Annotated in this window: 21 protein-coding genes; 7 read left to right on the top strand and 14 right to left on the bottom strand. The window is 43.5% G+C overall.

What is annotated here, in order from left to right; translation table 11 throughout:
- Positions 1-175 precede the first annotated feature (175 nt).
- The gene (gene rapA, locus ACMXYO_RS07010) at positions 176-3,049 is read right to left on the bottom strand and encodes an RNA polymerase-associated protein RapA (RefSeq protein WP_415887797.1); all 2,874 of its coding nucleotides are present in this window, start codon (positions 3,047-3,049) and stop codon (positions 176-178) included.
- Between the two features lie 148 nt (positions 3,050-3,197).
- Here rapA and ACMXYO_RS07005 point away from each other — a divergent pair, with 148 nt between their 5' ends.
- Positions 3,198-3,689: an NlpC/P60 family protein gene (locus tag ACMXYO_RS07005; RefSeq protein ID WP_415887796.1), complete on the top strand. Its 492-nt coding sequence runs from the start codon at positions 3,198-3,200 to the stop codon at positions 3,687-3,689.
- A 3-nt stretch (positions 3,690-3,692) separates the two neighbouring features.
- On the opposite strand, the gene ACMXYO_RS07000 is transcribed toward ACMXYO_RS07005, so the two are convergent.
- Positions 3,693-4,325 (bottom strand): glycine-rich domain-containing protein, encoded by a 633-nt coding sequence (locus tag ACMXYO_RS07000; RefSeq protein WP_415887795.1) that lies wholly within the window; start codon positions 4,323-4,325, stop codon positions 3,693-3,695.
- Between the two features lie 184 nt (positions 4,326-4,509).
- Between ACMXYO_RS07000 and ACMXYO_RS06995 the strand changes: the two genes are divergently transcribed.
- Positions 4,510-4,734 (top strand): hypothetical protein, encoded by a 225-nt coding sequence (locus tag ACMXYO_RS06995; RefSeq protein WP_415887794.1) that lies wholly within the window; start codon positions 4,510-4,512, stop codon positions 4,732-4,734.
- Between the two features lie 24 nt (positions 4,735-4,758).
- On the opposite strand, the gene lhgO is transcribed toward ACMXYO_RS06995, so the two are convergent.
- The 3 genes from lhgO to ACMXYO_RS06980 form a co-directional block, all read right to left on the bottom strand.
- Positions 4,759-5,955 carry an L-2-hydroxyglutarate oxidase gene (gene lhgO / locus ACMXYO_RS06990; RefSeq protein ID WP_415888078.1) on the bottom strand — a complete coding sequence of 399 codons (1,197 nt, stop codon included), beginning with the start codon at positions 5,953-5,955 and terminating at the stop codon, positions 4,759-4,761.
- A 59-nt stretch (positions 5,956-6,014) separates the two neighbouring features.
- Positions 6,015-8,153 carry a TRAP transporter permease gene (locus ACMXYO_RS06985; protein WP_415887793.1) on the bottom strand — a complete coding sequence of 713 codons (2,139 nt, stop codon included), beginning with the start codon at positions 8,151-8,153 and terminating at the stop codon, positions 6,015-6,017.
- Positions 8,154-8,359: 206 nt separating this feature from the next.
- Positions 8,360-9,388 carry a TAXI family TRAP transporter solute-binding subunit gene (locus tag ACMXYO_RS06980; protein WP_415887792.1) on the bottom strand — a complete coding sequence of 343 codons (1,029 nt, stop codon included), beginning with the start codon at positions 9,386-9,388 and terminating at the stop codon, positions 8,360-8,362.
- Between the two features lie 507 nt (positions 9,389-9,895).
- On the opposite strand from ACMXYO_RS06980, the gene ACMXYO_RS06975 reads away from it, so the two are divergent.
- Entirely contained in the window at positions 9,896-10,081 is a 186-nt protein-coding gene (locus tag ACMXYO_RS06975; RefSeq protein WP_415887791.1) for a hypothetical protein, read from the top strand.
- Here the strand turns inward: ACMXYO_RS06975 and ACMXYO_RS06970 are convergent.
- The gene (locus ACMXYO_RS06970; RefSeq protein WP_415887790.1) at positions 10,059-10,496 is read right to left on the bottom strand and encodes a cupin domain-containing protein; all 438 of its coding nucleotides are present in this window, start codon (positions 10,494-10,496) and stop codon (positions 10,059-10,061) included. The genes ACMXYO_RS06975 and ACMXYO_RS06970 overlap by 23 nt on opposite strands.
- A 48-nt stretch (positions 10,497-10,544) precedes the next feature.
- Positions 10,545-10,976, bottom strand: coding sequence for a carboxymuconolactone decarboxylase family protein (locus ACMXYO_RS06965; protein ID WP_415887789.1), 432 nt, complete (start codon positions 10,974-10,976; stop codon positions 10,545-10,547).
- 158 nt (positions 10,977-11,134) lie between these two features.
- Here ACMXYO_RS06965 and ACMXYO_RS06960 point away from each other — a divergent pair, with 158 nt between their 5' ends.
- Positions 11,135-12,016 carry a LysR substrate-binding domain-containing protein gene (locus tag ACMXYO_RS06960; RefSeq protein WP_415887788.1) on the top strand — a complete coding sequence of 294 codons (882 nt, stop codon included), beginning with the start codon at positions 11,135-11,137 and terminating at the stop codon, positions 12,014-12,016.
- 189 nt (positions 12,017-12,205) lie between these two features.
- Here ACMXYO_RS06960 and ACMXYO_RS06955 read toward each other — a convergent pair whose 3' ends face one another.
- The 4 genes from ACMXYO_RS06955 to ACMXYO_RS06940 form a co-directional block, all read right to left on the bottom strand.
- Positions 12,206-12,754, bottom strand: a complete 549-nt coding sequence (locus ACMXYO_RS06955; protein WP_415887787.1) for a hypothetical protein — start codon at positions 12,752-12,754, stop codon at positions 12,206-12,208.
- 104 nt (positions 12,755-12,858) lie between these two features.
- Positions 12,859-13,206, bottom strand: a complete 348-nt coding sequence (locus tag ACMXYO_RS06950) for a DUF4144 family protein (RefSeq protein WP_415887786.1) — start codon at positions 13,204-13,206, stop codon at positions 12,859-12,861.
- Positions 13,196-13,711 carry a shikimate kinase gene (locus ACMXYO_RS06945; protein WP_415887785.1) on the bottom strand — a complete coding sequence of 172 codons (516 nt, stop codon included), beginning with the start codon at positions 13,709-13,711 and terminating at the stop codon, positions 13,196-13,198. Before ACMXYO_RS06945 ends, ACMXYO_RS06950 begins: the two co-directional genes overlap by 11 nt.
- A 225-nt stretch (positions 13,712-13,936) precedes the next feature.
- Positions 13,937-14,182 (bottom strand): DUF6868 family protein, encoded by a 246-nt coding sequence (locus ACMXYO_RS06940; RefSeq protein WP_415887784.1) that lies wholly within the window; start codon positions 14,180-14,182, stop codon positions 13,937-13,939.
- A gap of 155 nt (positions 14,183-14,337) precedes the next feature.
- Here ACMXYO_RS06940 and ACMXYO_RS06935 point away from each other — a divergent pair, with 155 nt between their 5' ends.
- Positions 14,338-14,634 (top strand): hypothetical protein, encoded by a 297-nt coding sequence (locus ACMXYO_RS06935; RefSeq protein WP_415887783.1) that lies wholly within the window; start codon positions 14,338-14,340, stop codon positions 14,632-14,634.
- A gap of 176 nt (positions 14,635-14,810) precedes the next feature.
- On the opposite strand, the gene ACMXYO_RS06930 is transcribed toward ACMXYO_RS06935, so the two are convergent.
- Complete coding sequence (locus ACMXYO_RS06930; RefSeq protein ID WP_415887782.1) at positions 14,811-15,071, bottom strand: hypothetical protein; 261 nt, start codon at positions 15,069-15,071, stop codon at positions 14,811-14,813.
- 104 nt (positions 15,072-15,175) lie between these two features.
- Positions 15,176-15,823 (bottom strand): glutathione S-transferase family protein, encoded by a 648-nt coding sequence (locus ACMXYO_RS06925; protein WP_415887781.1) that lies wholly within the window; start codon positions 15,821-15,823, stop codon positions 15,176-15,178.
- Between the two features lie 126 nt (positions 15,824-15,949).
- Here ACMXYO_RS06925 and ACMXYO_RS06920 point away from each other — a divergent pair, with 126 nt between their 5' ends.
- Positions 15,950-16,354, top strand: coding sequence for a winged helix-turn-helix transcriptional regulator (locus ACMXYO_RS06920; RefSeq protein WP_415887780.1), 405 nt, complete (start codon positions 15,950-15,952; stop codon positions 16,352-16,354).
- A gap of 55 nt (positions 16,355-16,409) precedes the next feature.
- Here ACMXYO_RS06920 and ACMXYO_RS06915 read toward each other — a convergent pair whose 3' ends face one another.
- Positions 16,410-17,339, bottom strand: a complete 930-nt coding sequence (locus ACMXYO_RS06915) for a LysR family transcriptional regulator (protein WP_415887779.1) — start codon at positions 17,337-17,339, stop codon at positions 16,410-16,412.
- A 142-nt stretch (positions 17,340-17,481) separates the two neighbouring features.
- Here ACMXYO_RS06915 and bdcA point away from each other — a divergent pair, with 142 nt between their 5' ends.
- Positions 17,482-18,195, top strand: coding sequence for an SDR family oxidoreductase (gene bdcA / locus ACMXYO_RS06910; RefSeq protein WP_415887778.1), 714 nt, complete (start codon positions 17,482-17,484; stop codon positions 18,193-18,195).
- Positions 18,196-18,221 lie beyond the last annotated feature (26 nt).

The following is an 18,221-nucleotide window of genomic DNA, read 5'->3' as shown; positions in this document are numbered from 1 at the left end:
CGAGGCAAACCGAACTCCCGCCCTAGTTTCGTTGAGCAATTGTATGCAAAGGTATACGGTATTTACTTGTTCAAGATCAAGTAATTGTGGGAACGGGTGGTGATGATATAAAAAAGCCCCAAAACATCTCTACTTTAGGGCTTTCTAACATCACTATCGAGCCAAGCTTTATTAATTACTCGTGCGTTACCACTGCGATACGAATGGAATCCATCTTCAATGACGCACCATCAACAGCAGCTAAAAGATCTTCTTCGCGAATAGTTAGAGCCTCTAGCTCTTCATCACGGATATTTGGATTTACCTTAGCCAGCGCCTTTAATCGATCTAGCTCTGTTTCCATCTGCTCAGCAATGGATTCTTTTGCTTGCACCAACAGGTCCGCTTCAGTTTGTTCAACCTGCTCTTCCAGCTTAGCAACCAGCTCGGTAATCTCATCGCGGGTATGTTTTACCAAGTTATAAGCAACATTCTTACCTACACGCTTACCCAATGTAGCGAAGTGCTGTTCGGTAATAACACCGGTCAGATCATTTCCGTTACTGTCAATTACACGACGAACACACGCATCTGGCAGATAACGTTGCAACTGCAGAGAACGATCAGAAATGGAATGTATTCTGAAAACAGCTTCAATCAGCAAGCTACCCGCTTTCAGTGGTAGAAGCTTCATTGTGCAAAGGGTTGAGCTACCGTAGCTGCCCTCAAGCATCATCTCCATCCCGCCAGAGACCATTGGGTGCTCCCAGCTTAGGAAATGCATATCTTCACGAGACAGTGCTTCGTTACGCTGGAAAGTAGCAGTCATACCGTCACTTGGTAAGCCAGGGAAATGACTATTCAGCATATGATCACCCGGATGGAGGATCACACCATTAATGCCTGTAGTTTCTTGTTCAACACCAAAGTGATCAAAGATACGGCCCATAAAGGAGGCTAACTTGCCCGGCTGACTATCTTCTTCAACCGCATCTAACAGCTCTTCAGCCATACCAGCATTACAGGAGTTCAGCTCGAGCAAACGATCACGACCTTCCTGCAACTCAGCCAGCAACGCTGCTTGCGTCTGAGCCGTTTCGTCGATTAGTGAATCAACTGCAGTCTGATCAAGCGGGTTTTCCATGCACTCATGTAACTGAGCGGCATATTGCTGCAACAGTGATTGCCCCGTTGGGCATACCTGTTCGAACGCACCTAAACCCTCTGCGTACCAACGCAGCAACACAGATTGCGCACTGTCAGCAAAGTAAGGTACATGGATATTTACATCTTGAAGTTGACCAATACGGTCAAGGCGACCAATACGCTGCTCCAGTAGATCCGGGTTCATAGGCAAATCGAACATCACCATGTGATGCGCAAACTGGAAATTACGACCTTCACTACCAATCTCAGAACAGATCAGAAGCTGAGCCCCCTGCTCAGAATCAGCGAAGTAAGCCGCTGCACGGTCACGCTCAACAAGGCTCATGCCTTCATGGAACAATGCAGTCCGCTTACCTTCAAATAGGCGTAGCTGTTTTTCCAATGTAATTGCCGTTTGCGCGTGAGCACAAATCACTAGAACCTTCTCACCTTTGAAATCTTCCAGCCATTTAATCAACCAATCGGCACGGTTATCTTCTAATAACCAAGCAGAACCTTCACCATTACCGATCAAAGATTCAGGGTGCAGCTGACGCTCCATTGGCGCATCTGCAATCACTTCCTTATATGCATCAGGCAGTGGTAGCTCATAGCTATGAAGTTTACGTTCAGGGAAGCCTTGAACACTTTCACGTGTGTTACGGAAAAGCACTCGGCCTGTACCGTGCTGATCTAACAAGGTACGTACTGTTTTCTCAATTAACTGTTCGCGCTCTTCAGAATCATCATCTTTATGAACTTCCAGATGATCAGCCATCTCATCGCCCAGATACTGGTGCAAGAGCGCAGTAAACTCTTCATCTTGTAAAGCTTTATCCCAACCTTCTGGGTTTTGTAGCGTTTCAATTAGCTGGTTTACACATTTGAATGTTTGCTCTTCTTCAATGAACTTTTGCAGATCGTAGTAGCGATCTGGATCTAACAAGCGTAAGCGAGCAAAGTGACTTTCAATGCCCAACTGCTCAGGCGTTGCAGTCAACAACAACAGACCTTTTACGTGCTGTGCTAGGCTTTCAATACAGGTATAAGCATGGCTGGCGCCCTCTTCACTCCAACCTAGATGATGAGCTTCATCCACCACCATCAGATCCCAACCTGCTTCTACCGCTTGTTCAAGATGTTTCTCATGCTGAGTGAACAGTGACAATGGGCTTAATACCAATTGTGCTGACTCAAATGGGTTGCCTTCACTCTCAGCGCAACGACCTTCATCCAAAATAGAGAAATGCAGGTTAAAGCGACGCAACATCTCCACCAGCCACTGGTGAATCAAACTATCAGGAACAACAACTAAAACTCGGCTCGCTAAACCAGACACAAGCTGTTGATGAAGAATTAAACCGGCTTCGATGGTTTTACCCAAACCTACTTCATCGGCTAGCAATACACGTGGGGCTGTACGCTTACCGACTTCAGACGCAATATAAAACTGGTGTGGTAAATATTGAACGCGAGGACCGATCAAACCATAAGCAGCGGAATTATGATGCTTATGTTGCAGTTTAAGTGTTTCTTGACGAAGTTCGTAGTGACGAAGTTTGTCGATCTGCCCTGCAAATAAACGCTCATAAGGCTTACTAAAATGAACCGCACTTTCTAAAGACGCTTCATGAATAATCTGTTCGTCACCTTCGGCATCATCACCAAAATAGATAACACAGCCTTTACTTTCTTGATGTTCAGTAACAGTGATAGACAGACCATCATCATCGGAGATCTGATCGCCAATCGGATACACAATACGACTCAAAGGAGCATTGCTTTGCGCGTAAGTACGCTCTTCACCGATCGCCGGGAAAAAAATTGTTACACTGCGATTAACCAATTCAGTGACTACACCTAAACCTAACTCAGCTTCTGTGTAGCTGTACCAACGTTGGCCGACCTGAAAATCTTCTGTCATGAACTCTTCGCTTACTAAGGGCTGGAAAAATAGCTGGGCATAATAGGCAGTTACAGCCCGAAAGCCAAACGGTTTTAAGCTTTTGTAAATTTTAGTTGGCGTTATACTGTTCGCAACCCTGATCTATACGAAAAGAAGGTGAAATTTGATGAAATTTTATACTCCTATCGTTCTTATACTAACCGGTGTTGTTTTAAGCGGTTGCTCAAGTACGTCAAAACAGTCGTCTGCTCCAACTGTATCTATGCAGGCACAATCACCTGTGAGCCAAGCTTTACTTGATCAATATAGTAGTTGGGCAGGAACACCCTATCGTCTTGGTGGGAACAATAGATCAGGTATCGATTGCTCCGCATTTACCCAGGTCACGTTCCGAGATCAGTTTGGTGTAGATATTCCACGTACGACGCGCGATCAACTGGGCAGTGGTTACAACATTCCTAAAAGCCAGTTAAAGGCTGGTGATTTAGTCTTCTTTCAAACAGGCTATAAACAAAGACATGTAGGCATTTATATTCAGGAAGGCCAGTTCCTACACGCCTCTACCAGTAAAGGGGTGATCATTAGTCGATTAGATAACTCCTATTGGCAAAAACACTATTGGACAGCGCGGAGACCTAAAGGCATTGGAGTGTGGTAGCGGTTAATCTCCACCGCCACAACCTCCCCCGCACCCAGAGTCGTCACTAGAACTGCACCCTCCACCTCCGCAGCCGATGTGACTGGCACAGTAACCATCGTTTTCACGACCTTTGCAATTTAACTGGTAGGTGAAGCCATCCTCAATTTTTAGTTCAGAATCAATCGCGAACAAAAGAGGTAAACGTGTCGGAGCCTTAGGATCTATCCCCTCCCGTAAACATGAATATTTCCAAACTCGTTTAATCCCCTCGTGGGCTTGGGTTGGTTTTGTCATCGCTTCTGCTGGGATGTGATGCAGAAATCGTCCAAGCGCTCTAGAACAGAACAACTCATAATCACGAGTAAACAAAATAAACTCATGCCATACCACATCCACCGCTTGCGATGGCATGGCTATGACTCTGTTTTTTGCCGCCAGACTGATTAGAAAGAATTCCCTTAACCCTTCCATCACCTTGTCACAATCCGTATCAGACAGATGTGGATAACGCTTTCGAAGCTCTACTGTCAATCGTTCAGGAAAAACGTAACTTTCGATAAGTTCACTACGCTTCTTTTTAACCTTTCGCTGTCGCAGTTGCCAAAACAAAATAAAGAGAAAAACAGAGATAAACGATAACGCTATAAAGCTCATTATATACCCTTATTTATTCATTTATGGGAAAAATGTAGTTAACTGAAACACTAGCACGATGACTCATCAAAAAGTCGAAAGATCATCAAATTAAGAAATTTTCTAATAACAAAATCTAGAGTTGGCGACTAAGCTGCAACGTGATTACAAATACAAAAAATTAAATTAGATGGTGGGAAAAGTAATGGAATATTGTAAGGAATGCACCGAAGTTATGATCGCTACGGATGGCAACCCTAGTAAAGAGCAACTACAAAAATTAGGGAAACCAGAAGCAAAAGCGTGGTGCAAGATTTGTAAGGAGCTGATGATGGCTAACTATCAACTCCGTCAAGAGTGCGACAACCAAGCAGAACACTTTGGCCAACGCCATCAAAAAACTGCGGGCTTCACACGCTTTGACGTATAAAGCCCGTTGTAGGCAATAAGAGCTTTACTTCTCTACTAACACACTCACCTGCTCAACAATATGCTGACCAATCGGGATAGCAGAAGTTGCAGCTGGGGATGGAGCATTACATACCGCTAATGCCCTACTCGTATTCATAAATAAGAAGTCATCGATAACATCCCCGTTTTTAGAAACAGCTTGAGCACGAATACCCGCTGGATACTCCTTCATATCGTCTAATGTCAAAGACGGGCAGTATTTCTGAACCAGCTTTAGATAGCCCGGTTTCGAAATTGAGTTTTTCAACTCAGTCATACTCGCTTTGAAATGCTTGAACAGCAGCTTGATCATTCCCGGATAGGTCAGCATCTGGAAACTATCTTTCAAACTGATGTCGGTCTTTTTGTAACCTTCACGTTTGAACGCTAATACGGCGTTAGGACCGACGGTTACCGTACCATCGATCATACGAGTTAAATGCACGCCCAAGAAAGGAAGGTCAGGATCTGGGATCGGGTAGATTAGATGATTCACAATCTGATTGTGTTGCTCATCTAACAGATAGTATTCACCACGGAATGGAATGATTCGGAAGTCAGGTTCTAACCCCATCATCTCAACAATACGATCTGACTGCAGCCCTGAACAACTCACTAAAAAGCGTCCTTGGAAACGTTCATTTTCAGCAAAAACAGTCACGCGATCCGCGAACTCTTCAATACCTGTAACGCGAGTATTAAAGCGAACTTCACCACCGGCTTGCTCTACCAATTCCCCCATCTTGCTGGAGATCTGCGTGTAGCAAACAATACCTGTAGAAGGCACAAAAATCGCACCTACGCCGGTAATATTAGGTTCACGCTCACGCAGTTGTGCTTGATCCAGCACTTCTATTTCGATGCCATTTTCAGCACAGCGACCAACAAGTGCCTGCATGCGCTCAAGTTCTTTCTGGTTGGTCGCAACCAACAGCTTGCCGCACTCATCAAACGGAATATCGTGTTCACGGCAAAAAGCTTTAGTAGCTACGTTACCCTCTTTACAGAAACGTGCTTTCAAACTGCCCGGTTTGTAATAAACACCGGCGTGAATCACACCCGAGTTATGACCCGTTTGATGCTGAGCCGCGCTGGACTCTTTTTCTATCACCAAGACCGATTTGCCCGGATACTTTTTCTGTAATTGCCACGCCGTCGACATCCCTAGAATACCGCCACCAATGACAATGAAATCATATATTTTTTTATCTGAAGTCAGGCTCACACCTAATATCCTTAAGTCAGTACTCGAAGGTAGTGCTATGCAGCACTACCTTCTGAATCAGCAAAACGACGGCTATACATAAAGATCACAGCGAACAGTGCCGCAGCAACCAAATTGATCAGCACTTCACCATGTGGCCAAAGCAAAGCAACTGCCAGAGCGCCACAGATTATACGCAGAACAATATTCAACTTCCCTTCTAAATAGCCTTCCATAAAACCAACAAAGGCATACAAACCAAAGACAGCAAAGATAAAGATGCTGAACACCTCCATCGCTGTACCACCAATAAAGTTGGTGTAAGCAAATAGAAGCGGCACGATATACAAACCTTTCGCGACCTTCCAAGCAGTGAAGCCTGTCGCCATTGGCGGTGTTTTTGCAATTGCAGCTGCAGCAAACGCGGTTAAGCAAACCGGTGGCGTAACGTTAGAGTCTTGCGACAACCAGAAGATAATCATGTGCGCAGACAGTAGAATCATCGCCAACACTTCCGGCGCCATCGCCTGCTCTAGAAGCTGCCCTTTAAAGTCCGCAGGTACTAGATCAAGTAGCGCTTTGGCATCGGCTTCCGCCATAGGGGCAGCTAACAGAGCTACCTTCTCCATATCCACCAGCATAAATATGGTTTTAGCTGCTTCTGGCAATGTACCTTCAACAATCATATCTAACAGTCGGCTTTCAGCCATCAAACCGTAAAGTGCTGGCGCAGAAAGCGTTGCCAAGACTATATAAGCCGCCGTAACAGGTAAGCCCATACCTAAGATAAGCGATGCTAAAGCAACCAATACCAAGGTAATGAACAAGCTGCCGCTCGCCCAATCCGTCACCATTAGAGAGAAGGTATTACCGATACCGGTCATAGCAACAACGTTTACAACCAATCCAACTGAGATCAGTAGCATTGCAGTGGTCGCCATGTTTTTAGAGCCTTGCGCTAAAGCATCCAAAATTGCTTTAGGCCCCATTGGGTTCTTAGATAACCAAGATGAAACGATTACCGAGATAATTGATAGGCCTGCTGCATAGGTAGGTGTGAAGCCATATATAAGCAGTGCGACTAGAACAACCAATGGGAGCAGGAAGTGCCAGCCCTCTTTAAATACTTCACTAATCGGGCGTGTATCCAACTCAACCGCATGAGCATGACTACGTTTCGCTTCAACACGAACAAAGAAGCCTACAGATAAGAAATACAACAACGCAGGAAGTGCAGCAATGGCAATGATATCCAAATAAGAGATCTGAGTGTAAGACGCCATAATAAACGCACCTGCACCCATAACCGGTGGCATTAACTGCCCACCTGTCGATGCTGCTGCCTCAACCCCTGCAGAGAACCTTGCTGGGAAACCCGCCTTTCTCATCAGTGGGATAGTGATTACACCAGTAGAAACCGTATTTGCTACAGAAGAACCTGATACCGATCCCATTAGACCAGAACCCAATACTGCTACAAAACCAGGACCGCCAACAAAACGGCCAGCTGCACAGCGGGATAGATCAATAATAAAATCACCTGCACCGGACTTAACTAGAAAAGCACCGAACAAGATAAACATAAAGACATAGGTCCAGGAGATACGCGCGATCTGACCGAACATACCTTCTGAAGAGAAATAAGATCGATATAGCAGAGTCTCAAGGCTTAATCCGGCAAAGCCGAAGATGCCATCGATATACTTACCCCACCAAAATACATAAGTCAGCGCAGCCAAAATCAAACAAGGGATAAACCACCCTGTTGTTCTACGCGCCATTTCTAAGGCGATAAAGATTGCACAAACAGAGAATACCCAATCCCACTGAGCAAACTTCACACCTCGATCATAAAGCGCATCTTCAAAACCGATAAGATAAAGCGCACAGACAATTGCGGCGATGCCCAACAACACATCCAACACTAAACCAAGCTTCTGCTTAGCTTCACTACCGCCTTTGAACATCGGCACCATCAAACCACACATCAGCGCAAAACCGCCAAAGTGGATGGCAGAGACATAAAGCTCTGACCAAGTACCCAGAGTATTGAAATAGATATGAGCTATGGCGAACATTACGCCAATCCAATAAACCGCTCGCCCTGTTAGCGACTGTTCTGGACGCTTTGCTAACTCTAGCCCTTTTAATTTTTCACTGACTTCCTGGTCGGTAACAGAAGTTTCTGTAGCCATGCTTTCTGATCGCTCACGCTGATATTACAGCCAGCCGCTCCCCTTCCGAGCTCGGATGACCATGATCGTAATATAGGAAATAGGGTGGTGCAGATCTCAGTCTCGCTGGTAACTGAGTCTGCACCGGGTCGAACCTAAAAGCTGGGAACTAAACTAAATGACCACGCCACCAACATTTAGTTCCTCTGAAGAATACTCTCTTCAGCTTATTTCGCCATTAGGTGCGCAGGTATGTTGATACCTTTCTCTTTGTAGTAACGCGCTGCACCTGGGTGTAATGGTACAGGAAGACCTGCGATCGCTTTTTCTAGAGCCATCGCCTTAGTCGCTTTATGGATACCATTTAGGAACGGTAGGTTTTCGTAAACAGTTTTAGTCAGCAGGTAAACATCTTCGTCGGATACATCGTCACGTACCGCTAGGAAGTTAGGCTGCGCCATTGTGTTGATCGCTTTAGTTTGACCTGGATAAGTGTTCGCTGGGATCTCATAACGAGTCCAAAGCTGGTAACCACCGTTCGCTTGTTTGATCTGCTCGTCAGTAAAGTTAAGAACAGTAATATCGCTACCTAGTGCAGCATACGCACGAGTAATCGCAGATGTTGGAACACCTGATGGGATGTTCATGCCTTCGATTGTACCGTTCTGAAGAGCATCAGCAGATGCACCGTACCCCATGTGCGCTAGATTAAAGCCATCAACGTTAACATCTAGGTTGCCAAGGATTGTGCGGCCAGAACCTTCTGTACCAGAGTTCTTTTTACCAATTGAGAATTTTTTACCTTCAAAAGCGGTAATGTCAGAAATTGTGCCCGTCTTAGCTAGGTCACTTTTAACCACAAACTGCTCAACGTTCTGCCATAGCATAGTTACAGAACGAAGGTTTTTATTAGCGCCAGTCTCTTTTAAACGCCCTTCACCATTCCAAGCCCACGCGCCGTAAAGACCTTGTAGAATCGCGAACTGAGCTTCGTTTTCGCCCAACAGTTTAACGTTCTCACCCGAACCTGCTGAGTTAATCGCAGACATAGAAATTTTATGTTTTGGCTCTAGCTTAACTTTAGTTAGTGTCGCCAACGCTACACCTACTGGGTAGTAAGTACCGCCAGTAGACGCTGTAGCCAAAATGTAAGAGCGCTTGTCATCAGCCTGTGCCAGACCTGCAGCGCCCATAGCTGTACTCATTGCTAGGGCTACGCCCATACCTTTAATAAAAGTGCGTTTTGTTATTGTCATCCTCTTACCCTTCTCCAGTTTGAGGTTTTTTATAAAGTTTGAGTTACACCCATTCTGTATAGCAATGGATATGCCAGAAAGCCAAAAACAAATTTAATCATTTAAAAACAAACAGTTAAAAAAACCATAACACGACCACTATTATGAGCAGGCAAAATATTGCTTATCCGAATTCGAGTAATAAGCAAAATTACGCTCAAAATTTCGCTTTAAACTGCAATTATCAAAGAGAATTCAGATCTCAGTACGCTAATCCCACGACATAAAGAATGATTAAGCGTTACAGAGCATTTCTTAACACCTAAGCAATACTAAAGGCTAATAAGGATCTATAGGCTGGAATCTGCATTCGCAAAATAGGCAAAAAATTGCTTATCCAGCTAAGCAACCATATTGAAAGGAATATTTGGTGAAGAAAAAGGTCATATTTCCCATAGAGATAACGGAACTTATCAGGGAAAATGATCTCAGTAATACACTACCTAACTAAACGCCAAGGCTTTACTGATGACCCTGACCACAGGCAGCATCGGCCAATACCTTAACTCTGATGACGCTAAAACACTCAAGGAAGAAGATAGAGACCATCTATCCCAGCTTCAAATGGTTTTGGGTATCGCTGACAAGCTACAACCAGAAAACCTATCGCGATCACAATTAAACGATTACGTCAGAGTTCTGAACGGGTTTTAAGCCTTGAACTCGATAATTTAGCTCGCTCCTCTGCTATAAAAACGACTAATAATTTTGTTGTTTCAGTCTCACTCATATTTGTTGTTTGTGTATGTATATCTGTCGGAGATTCAACCCAACTATCACCTGCGTGGTACACAATTGCTTCATCCTGATTAAGCTGAGATAACACAGACCCACTCAATACATAGACAAACAAAAAAGCATCATGACGATGTGCTGGTGCTGAACTTCCAGGCCCAAATTCAACAATCATAGAGGTTAATTTATGACCTGGCAGATTTGGTAAAGCAGATGAACTTAATAGCTGCCGCTCAATTTCACCATCTACCTGATGCGCTATCGCTACTTTTGGCGCAAACAGTATTACCAGCACTAGAATGATCGCATCGTAAATAGATTTCTTATTTTTCATAAAGCATCCTTTATTATTTCGAATAGGCTTTACAGGTAACGAAAAGCTTTAATGACGAATCGCTGTAGCTATTCCTATGCGGTTCCAAGCATTTATAGTTGCAACTAGGACGATTAATTGCGCAATTTCTTCATCTAACAGAACGCTTGCGACATCGTTATAAATTTCGTTAGAAACCCCCTCTTCAGTAAGTTTCGTCATTGCTTCAGCCATCGCTAATACCGCTCGCTCCTTAGGGTCAAATAGTTCAGTGCCTTTCCAATATGCCAAAGCAGTAAGTTCTAAATCTGTTACTCCATTGTTTTGCGCCTCTTGCGAATGTAAGGCTTGGCAATATGAACAACGATTAATCTGAGAAACTCGCAGACGGACTAACGCTTGTAACTTAAGTGATAAACTTGAACCAGCCAGGTAGCTCTCTACTCCAAACATACTGCGATAAGCTTCTGGTTGTACTTTCTGAACATCGACCCTTTTCATTCACTTCTCCAATTCTAAGTAGATCTGATTAATCGATCAGATTTCCCTTTGAATTTTATTTCTTTCTCCATTTACTTAAATGTTTACAAAGCAACAACTCTATTAACATAATTGTTATCAATAGAATCTCGACGATCTAAGTACTGATGAAATTATCTTTGGAAGAATTAGTTATGTTTTCAGCGGTCGCTGAACATAAGAGTTTTACGCTAGCGGCTGAGCACCTCAACCAAGCAGCACCGGCCATCAGCCGGGGTATAAAAAAACTCGAATCAAAACTGCAATGCAGCTTATTTCATAGAACCACACGCAACGTCGAAGTAACGTCGGAAGGTGAGTGGCTTTTCCAGCACACATCAGAGATTCGCGCACGTCTAGCCGATATAGAACGCTACTTTATAGAAGAAGGGCAACAACCTAGTGGGGTAGTAAGAATCGATGCTGCTACGCCATTTACCTTACATGCAATTGCCCCTCTGATCCCTAGGTTCAACCAACTGTATCCAGAAGTAACGGTGGAACTTGAATCAAATGAGTCCAATATTAATTTGATTGAGAGAAAGGTAGATCTTGCACTTCGCATTGGAGAGTTAGATGACTCCAGTTTGAAAGCTAAAAAGTTAGGAACAACAACGCGCGGTATTTACGCTTCACCTGAATACCTTCAAAAACACGGTTTACCTAGAACGGCAAAAGACCTGTACAAGCACTCATGTTTAGGCTTTTCAAAAGCGAAAAAGCTAAACTCTTGGCCGATTAAGGGATCAAATCATGAACCCTTCTTAATCGAGCCATCAGTACTTGCTGATAGCGGCGAGACGCTGAGGCAATTAGCACTTCAAAACAGTGGTATTGCCTGCCTTTCAGGTTTCACAGTTAAGGAAGATCTTAAAGCAGGAAGGTTAATCTCCTTATTAGAAAACGAGCTAATAGACACCCCCATTCCAATTCATCTGGTTTTTTACGCCGACAAAGCAGTAAGTGCCAGGGTTCGCTGTTTTATTGATTACTTAACCAAGCATATTGATTTGAACGGGTAAGATTAAACTTATGCAGTAGCTTTGCCTTTCGTAAATCTCCCGTCTTGCCCCCCTTGGTTCAGACGAACTCGCAACCGAGCAAAACCCTAAACTATCACTGTTACAAAAAAACGGGCCCCTGCTCAACACAGGTCGCCCGCTTTTTTGAACTAGATAGGTATTAACTAGCTTTAAAAAATAGATGGTTGTCTATTTTGCAGCAAATTCAGCTCTATCAGGAATTTCAGCAAAATCGATCAGCTCTTTTTCCATAGTGTAGCCGTTCGCTTCAAACCACTCGATTAAGCCTTTCTCGCGATTTTCGTTGTAAAACCTATGCGAATACATCAAAACAACACTGTGACCATCAACAAGGCTGGCACGGGCCATTATCCCTTCAGCTACATCTTCACCAGACATTACACCAACCACAACGAACTTAGTTGAAGCACCATCTTTAGCCTCTATTTTAATCGCTTTTACCAAGCGGCCGTTCTGAGAGTAGCCATCACGTAAATCGTTAGCTAATTCTTCAAGGTCATCTTCACTGCGTGTGCTAGATGAGAAAATCACAGAAACCTTTTCGTTCCAGTTCTCTTTATCTTGTTCAGAATTATTGAAGTAAGAGTGAGTGAACTCTTCGCTGCTGTTATAAGCGTAAGATTTACCGTTCAGCTGAATTGGCTCAACTGCAAAAACTGAGGTACTCAGCATCATCGCTGCACAAAGAGAGACTGCACCTGTGATTCTTTTGATCATTGTCTTTCCTAACCGTTTTTATAATTTTGGGTTTGCTACTTACTTTTCGTCTCAAATAAGCAACAAACAGAATAATTCTATCCTGACTCGATTATTCCTAGATGTCAGCTCTCTTCAAACTGGCCGACAGTAGTAATTCCTTCGGCAATTGAGCTAATAGAAAACTTAGACACGCAGCATTCCCCAACAGAAGAGAAATGTACTCTGACTAAATCCTCCATATCTCCTAGCTCCAAACGTTCTTCAATTGCTGTTGGAACAGTGATGCTACCTGCCCTACTTGCTATAGAAAACACCACACCATCCGAATCAATCAAGCGGTCGTCAGCATCATAACAAGCGGTAGAAAGGCCTTGATCAATCTCCCATTCAGCTCTGCTGGAAATATAAGAAAGTTCGTTGTCGCCGTGATACTTAATAATGGCTGGCCATTTAATCATCTCATCTCGCATGCACCTCCATATACGCGTTTAATTCTGCAACACTTCGGATCACAACAACAGACTTATGCTTCGCTTTATCTGCTATCTCCGCACGAAAATCATCGTTCCAAAACGAAGGTGATAAGCGCAGCATTTTAAAACTCTGGAGAGTACCTTTCAGCACTGAACTACCCTCTGGCCACCCTTCAGGCTTTATAAACAACCCTTTAAGCAGCCGCTTAGTAACAAACCAATAACTCGTGGGATAAGGAAGATCGATATACACCAATGTATCTGCCGTATCTAAACGCTTCTTAAAAGCACCCAAAGGGCCTAAACCATCGATGATCCAACTATCAGAGACCAATATATCTTCATGAACCTTATCGAAGAATTCACGTGCGACGGGCTCGCCACTTTTCTGATAGAACAGTGAATCGAGTTGATGAAGTGGCAAACCCGTTACCTTTGCCAAGGTTTTACTCAAGGTAGATTTGCCACTTCCGGGCTTACCAAAAACTGCGACCTTCCTCATGGGTACTCCCTATTTAATATTCCCAAGAGGTAGAAACAAAAAACCCACCTCTATGGGTGGGTTTAATAAATTTAGCGTATTAAGCATCCCACCATTCCTAAGGAATGATGATAATTCGTTCTACGTAATGATCTTGTTTGATGCTCATAAAACCATCGTCACGGATGTGGCTGTCATTGTCAATTTTTCAATTGTTGTATTTATTTCGACAGTGAGAGTCTTGCTTCAATAGCCCATCAGCTTTAACGACAGGTAAGGAATAATAAACAGGCATAACGACAGCAATTTAAAATTGGCTAAGTATTTAAAGTACAAAGCAGGCAAGTGCTCCTCACTAACGCCCAGCAACTTTGAATGCAGAGGGATAACCAACGAGCGCATGAGCATCAAAGCCAGCGTAGTAAAAAGGAGAACAGCAATACTTAAAATTGAACCCCAGCCAAAGAACGCCGTAATCTGATCAACACTCATATCGAACCCTCCCTATCTTCAATAGGTAGTTTAGGCGGTTAGGTAAGAAAAGAGCTTTGATCGTTCAATTGTTTTTCTAATTCATCGTTCAATAACTATACTGACTTCAAGCGAGTATGTAGTCCGCGCATAAAGCTATCACAGGATGAGTGCGCATGAATAACCGTATGGGGCAGTGGTTCTACCTTCCATTTCTGTTGATTTCATTGATTGGATGCTCAGGAAAAGCAAATGAGATAACCAAAACTCGAAGTTATGAAAACATGTACTGTTACAACGGAGGTCGCGCAAATGAATATAGCTGCGACCCTAAACTTGCCTCCCCCCAACCTGATATGCATCCAGAAGAAATAGACGAAGTTTGGATGTATATAACGCTTTGGGAAATAAAAGCCTGGCTGCGAGATCTAAAAGTAGAAAGCTCTAAACCATCTAGTCCGTTAATACCGTAATAGTATTTAACCAATAGAATATTATTGAACAATCCTTCCAATAGACGAGATTGAACTACGTACGAATAACCTTATTGCTCTATAACGTCGCTCAAACTATCCAATTAATGGATAGCTTGATAATAAAGGAAGAAAATACTCATGTTTGGTATGCGATTTAACAGGTAATGACCGGTTTATCCACAATCCCCTCCAGAACAGCCTCCATCTGAACCACCCGAGGAACAAGTGCTATCAGCCTTAGTATGCAAACTTGGCAAAATCTTTTTAGGCACTAGTAGCACCCCTACTAAAGGAATGAACCAAACAACTAGATAAGATAATACTCTCTCGTTCTTCGTTGAGCCTACTGATCGCGCAATAACCCGAGTAACCTTGATATTCACAAAAAGTACAAGAATCACGAATATTGCTGCTATTGCTACTAATTCTTCCATATTCGACTATTCCTAGCGCTTAACGTAGCGGTGCGAAGTGAATTAAAGGGCTTTGACTTCTTTAATCTGGCCCACTTTAATCTATGGCTTCCTTAAATTCATATTTAATCTGCTGGCTTCCTACCTATTTCATCAGGCGCTGCCTGAGTCAAAGCCCAATGAGCATTTCCTCTTATACGATCATAAAAATGAACAATATTCGGAAAGCGCTCCCATTCAATAGGCATTGCTGGTTGAAACATTTCAACATGACCTAGTGCATAGTCCGCAAGTGTCCAGTCATCACCTACAATAAACTCACGATCTTCTAAGTGCTTTTCAAGCACGGGACCATAGCGATTAAATTCTTCTGTATAAAAATCAACGATTGCCTGATTAGTCTCACCTAGCCCAAAAGAAGGCTTAGCCACGGTTTGAAAAGCAATAACACCTAGCGCTTTGTTAAAATGAGCGAGCTCCCAGCACAGCCATTTTAATACCTCCGCCTTTCCTGCAGCATGCACAGGCAACAGACTCTGATTAGTCGTGGTTTCGCATAAGTAAGTATTAATTGCATTAGACTCCCAAAGAACAACCTCGTTATCCACTAGAGTGGGTGATAGGCCGTTTGGGTTCAGCTTCAGGTATTCCTCAGTTTGCGTATCACCTGCAAAGATATCCAGCCAAATCAATTCAGGCGTCAATCCCAAATGACGAACAACGGAAAGCACTTTTCTGCCATTAGGCGAACCATTAATTAAATACAGCTTCATAGAACGTTTCCTTTAATTCCTTTAATTCCTTTAAAGACTTTGCAGACAAACCACTTGCAAAACGAAAGTAATACAAAGCTAATCCAACAACTTTCGTTTTGCAAGTAATGTAGTTATATTATCTTCATGAAAAAGACATTACGCTCATCCTGCCCGATAAACTTTGGCCTTGAAATATTTGGTGATCAATGGAGCCTGATGATCATTCGCGACATAGTGTTTAATCAAAAAAGCACTTATGGCGACTTTCTAAATTCTGCAGAAGGCATCTCAACCAATATATTAGCCAAGCGATTAACACACCTATTGGAGTCAGGTTTACTGACAAAGCATAAGTGTCCTGATAATGGTCGAATTATTCGCTATGGGCTAACCGACAAAGGCAAGTCACTTATTCCTGTACTGCTTGAGATGATTATCTGGGGAGCAGACAATGGTGAGCATAATCCGTCACTATCTGCATGGGCTAATGCCATTCGCACGGATAAGGAGCAAGCTTTAAAAGATGCGCTAGCACGGATTGAGGAGTGAACTGCCGTTCTGTTTAGATTTTTCCCTCTTTAATTCGCCTCCAAGCAAAAAACGATTAATTAACTGTACCTTTCTCCAAGAATTGCTCCCAGTAAGGTTCATCCCCAAAGTACGAAGCTAGAAAATCGATAAAAGCTCTGACACGTGCCGGCACATGTTTAGTATGCGGATACACAGCATAAATATTCATTGCATACCACTGATAGTCGGTCAGAACTGGGGTTAACACCCCTCTTTTCACTGCGCCATGGACAATAAAACTAGGCTCGCAAAGAATACCTAGACCAGCTACAGCAGCCTCCACCAGTGCATCGCCATTTGTAGAGCGCATGCGCAAAGGCACCTTAATACTGCCAGTGTTATTTTCTTGATCACGGAAATACCAAATATCAGGCTGACTTAAATTTCCGTAGCAAAGCGCAGGCATCCGGGCCAAATCTTCCGGTTTGTTCGGCGTACCGTATTGGGTTAAGAACTCAGGTGATGCACAAACCACATGACGCACCAAAGCCAACTTTCGTGCCATGAGAGAAGAGTCTTCCAACGTGCCGATGCGAATCGCCAGATCGATCCCCTCTTCAACTAAATCGACACGCCTGTCACTCATATCCAGATCTATCTTGACCTCTGGATGTAAATGCATAAAGGCAGCAATCGCTGGTGAAAGATGTGCCACACCAAAGCTCAATGGCGTAGCTATTTTTAAGGTGCCGCTAAGAGAAGTAGCTGCATTACTAGCCTCTTGCTTGGCCTCCTCAAAGTCATCCAACAGTTTGCCGCAACGTTGATAAAACCTTTCGCCAACTTCAGTTAAATGCATTTTTCTCGTCGTACGCTGTATTAACTGGACACCCAAACTAGATTCCAGTTCTTTTAATCGACGACTTACAGCAGAAACCGCAACATCCATTTTCTCTGCAGCCTTACTGATGGAACCGCTCTCAACTAAAGCCACAAAGGTTTTTATTTGGCTAAATTCATTCATATTTTCATTATATTTCTGAAAAACGCAAAAGTCTTTTACCCGAACCAATATTTTTACTTATTAAAGCAACAATTATAGTAAGCCATGTGTCCTGATGGCATACCCAATAGCAATTTGAAGACCGAAAGGAAAAGACAGAGATATGGCAACCTTAACGAACAAAAAAGCGCTGGTATTAGGTGGTAGCAGAGGCATTGGTGCGGCGGTGGTAGCACGTTTACAGCAAGAAGGAGCAGCAACTAGCTTCACCTATGCAAACTCAGATGATGCAGCAACAGAAGTAGCAGCCAATACAGGCGCTAAGCCTATTAAAGTAGATAGTAGTAATCGCGAAGCCTTGGCCGCGGTGATTCAAGATCAAGACGCATTGGACATCCTAATTATCGCTGCGGGCGTATTGATCATGGGCGACCCATTAACGCAAAGCCCTGAGGCTATAGATCACATGCTGGATATAAATGTACGTAGTCCTTATCACGCAAGTATAGAAGCTGCCAAAAGCATGAATCAAGGCGGCAGAATTATTGTAATTGGATCAGTCAATGCGGATCGAATGCCAATGGCAGGTGGGACTGCTTATGCTCTTACAAAGTCGGCTATGCAGGGGTTAGTTCGTGGTTTGGCAAGAGATTTAGGCGACAGGAACATTACCGTAAATAATATTCAACCAGGCCCCGTAGATACCGAAATGAATCCGAAAGATGGGCCAATGAAAGAAACCATGCACTCTTTCATGGCAATTAAACGTCACGCTCAAGCTAGCGAAATTGCCGGCATGGTGGCATACCTCACAAGCGATGAGGCAAGTTTTATTACCGGTGCCCAACATACAATTGACGGCGGCTTTGGCGCTTAATCACTTTCATACAACCCAAAATGGTT

It is taken from the genome of Neptuniibacter sp. QD37_6, assembly GCF_047778085.1.
Classification (GTDB): Bacteria; Pseudomonadota; Gammaproteobacteria; order Pseudomonadales; family Balneatricaceae; genus Neptuniibacter.
Note: the sequence above shows the minus strand (reverse complement) of the source record. Positions and strands in the feature narration are given on the sequence as shown.

Coding starts and splice junctions, on each gene's coding strand:
- ACMXYO_RS06995 (WP_415887794.1), top strand. CDS start 4,510: ATGGAATATTGTAAGGAATGCACCGAAGTTATGATCGCTACGGATGGC.
- ACMXYO_RS06980 (WP_415887792.1), bottom strand. CDS start 9,388: ATGACAATAACAAAACGCACTTTTATTAAAGGTATGGGCGTAGCCCTA.
- ACMXYO_RS06975 (WP_415887791.1), top strand. CDS start 9,896: ATGACCCTGACCACAGGCAGCATCGGCCAATACCTTAACTCTGATGAC.
- ACMXYO_RS06950 (WP_415887786.1), bottom strand. CDS start 13,206: ATGCGAGATGAGATGATTAAATGGCCAGCCATTATTAAGTATCACGGC.
- ACMXYO_RS06985 (WP_415887793.1), bottom strand. CDS start 8,153: ATGGCTACAGAAACTTCTGTTACCGACCAGGAAGTCAGTGAAAAATTA.
- bdcA (WP_415887778.1), top strand. CDS start 17,482: ATGGCAACCTTAACGAACAAAAAAGCGCTGGTATTAGGTGGTAGCAGA.
- ACMXYO_RS06945 (WP_415887785.1), bottom strand. CDS start 13,711: ATGAGGAAGGTCGCAGTTTTTGGTAAGCCCGGAAGTGGCAAATCTACC.
- ACMXYO_RS06920 (WP_415887780.1), top strand. CDS start 15,950: ATGAAAAAGACATTACGCTCATCCTGCCCGATAAACTTTGGCCTTGAA.
- ACMXYO_RS07005 (WP_415887796.1), top strand. CDS start 3,198: ATGAAATTTTATACTCCTATCGTTCTTATACTAACCGGTGTTGTTTTA.
- ACMXYO_RS07000 (WP_415887795.1), bottom strand. CDS start 4,325: ATGAGCTTTATAGCGTTATCGTTTATCTCTGTTTTTCTCTTTATTTTG.
- ACMXYO_RS06915 (WP_415887779.1), bottom strand. CDS start 17,339: ATGAATGAATTTAGCCAAATAAAAACCTTTGTGGCTTTAGTTGAGAGC.
- ACMXYO_RS06930 (WP_415887782.1), bottom strand. CDS start 15,071: ATGGAAGAATTAGTAGCAATAGCAGCAATATTCGTGATTCTTGTACTT.
- ACMXYO_RS06925 (WP_415887781.1), bottom strand. CDS start 15,823: ATGAAGCTGTATTTAATTAATGGTTCGCCTAATGGCAGAAAAGTGCTT.
- ACMXYO_RS06970 (WP_415887790.1), bottom strand. CDS start 10,496: ATGAAAAATAAGAAATCTATTTACGATGCGATCATTCTAGTGCTGGTA.
- ACMXYO_RS06965 (WP_415887789.1), bottom strand. CDS start 10,976: ATGAAAAGGGTCGATGTTCAGAAAGTACAACCAGAAGCTTATCGCAGT.
- ACMXYO_RS06955 (WP_415887787.1), bottom strand. CDS start 12,754: ATGATCAAAAGAATCACAGGTGCAGTCTCTCTTTGTGCAGCGATGATG.
- ACMXYO_RS06940 (WP_415887784.1), bottom strand. CDS start 14,182: ATGAGTGTTGATCAGATTACGGCGTTCTTTGGCTGGGGTTCAATTTTA.
- ACMXYO_RS06935 (WP_415887783.1), top strand. CDS start 14,338: ATGAATAACCGTATGGGGCAGTGGTTCTACCTTCCATTTCTGTTGATT.
- rapA (WP_415887797.1), bottom strand. CDS start 3,049: ATGACAGAAGATTTTCAGGTCGGCCAACGTTGGTACAGCTACACAGAA.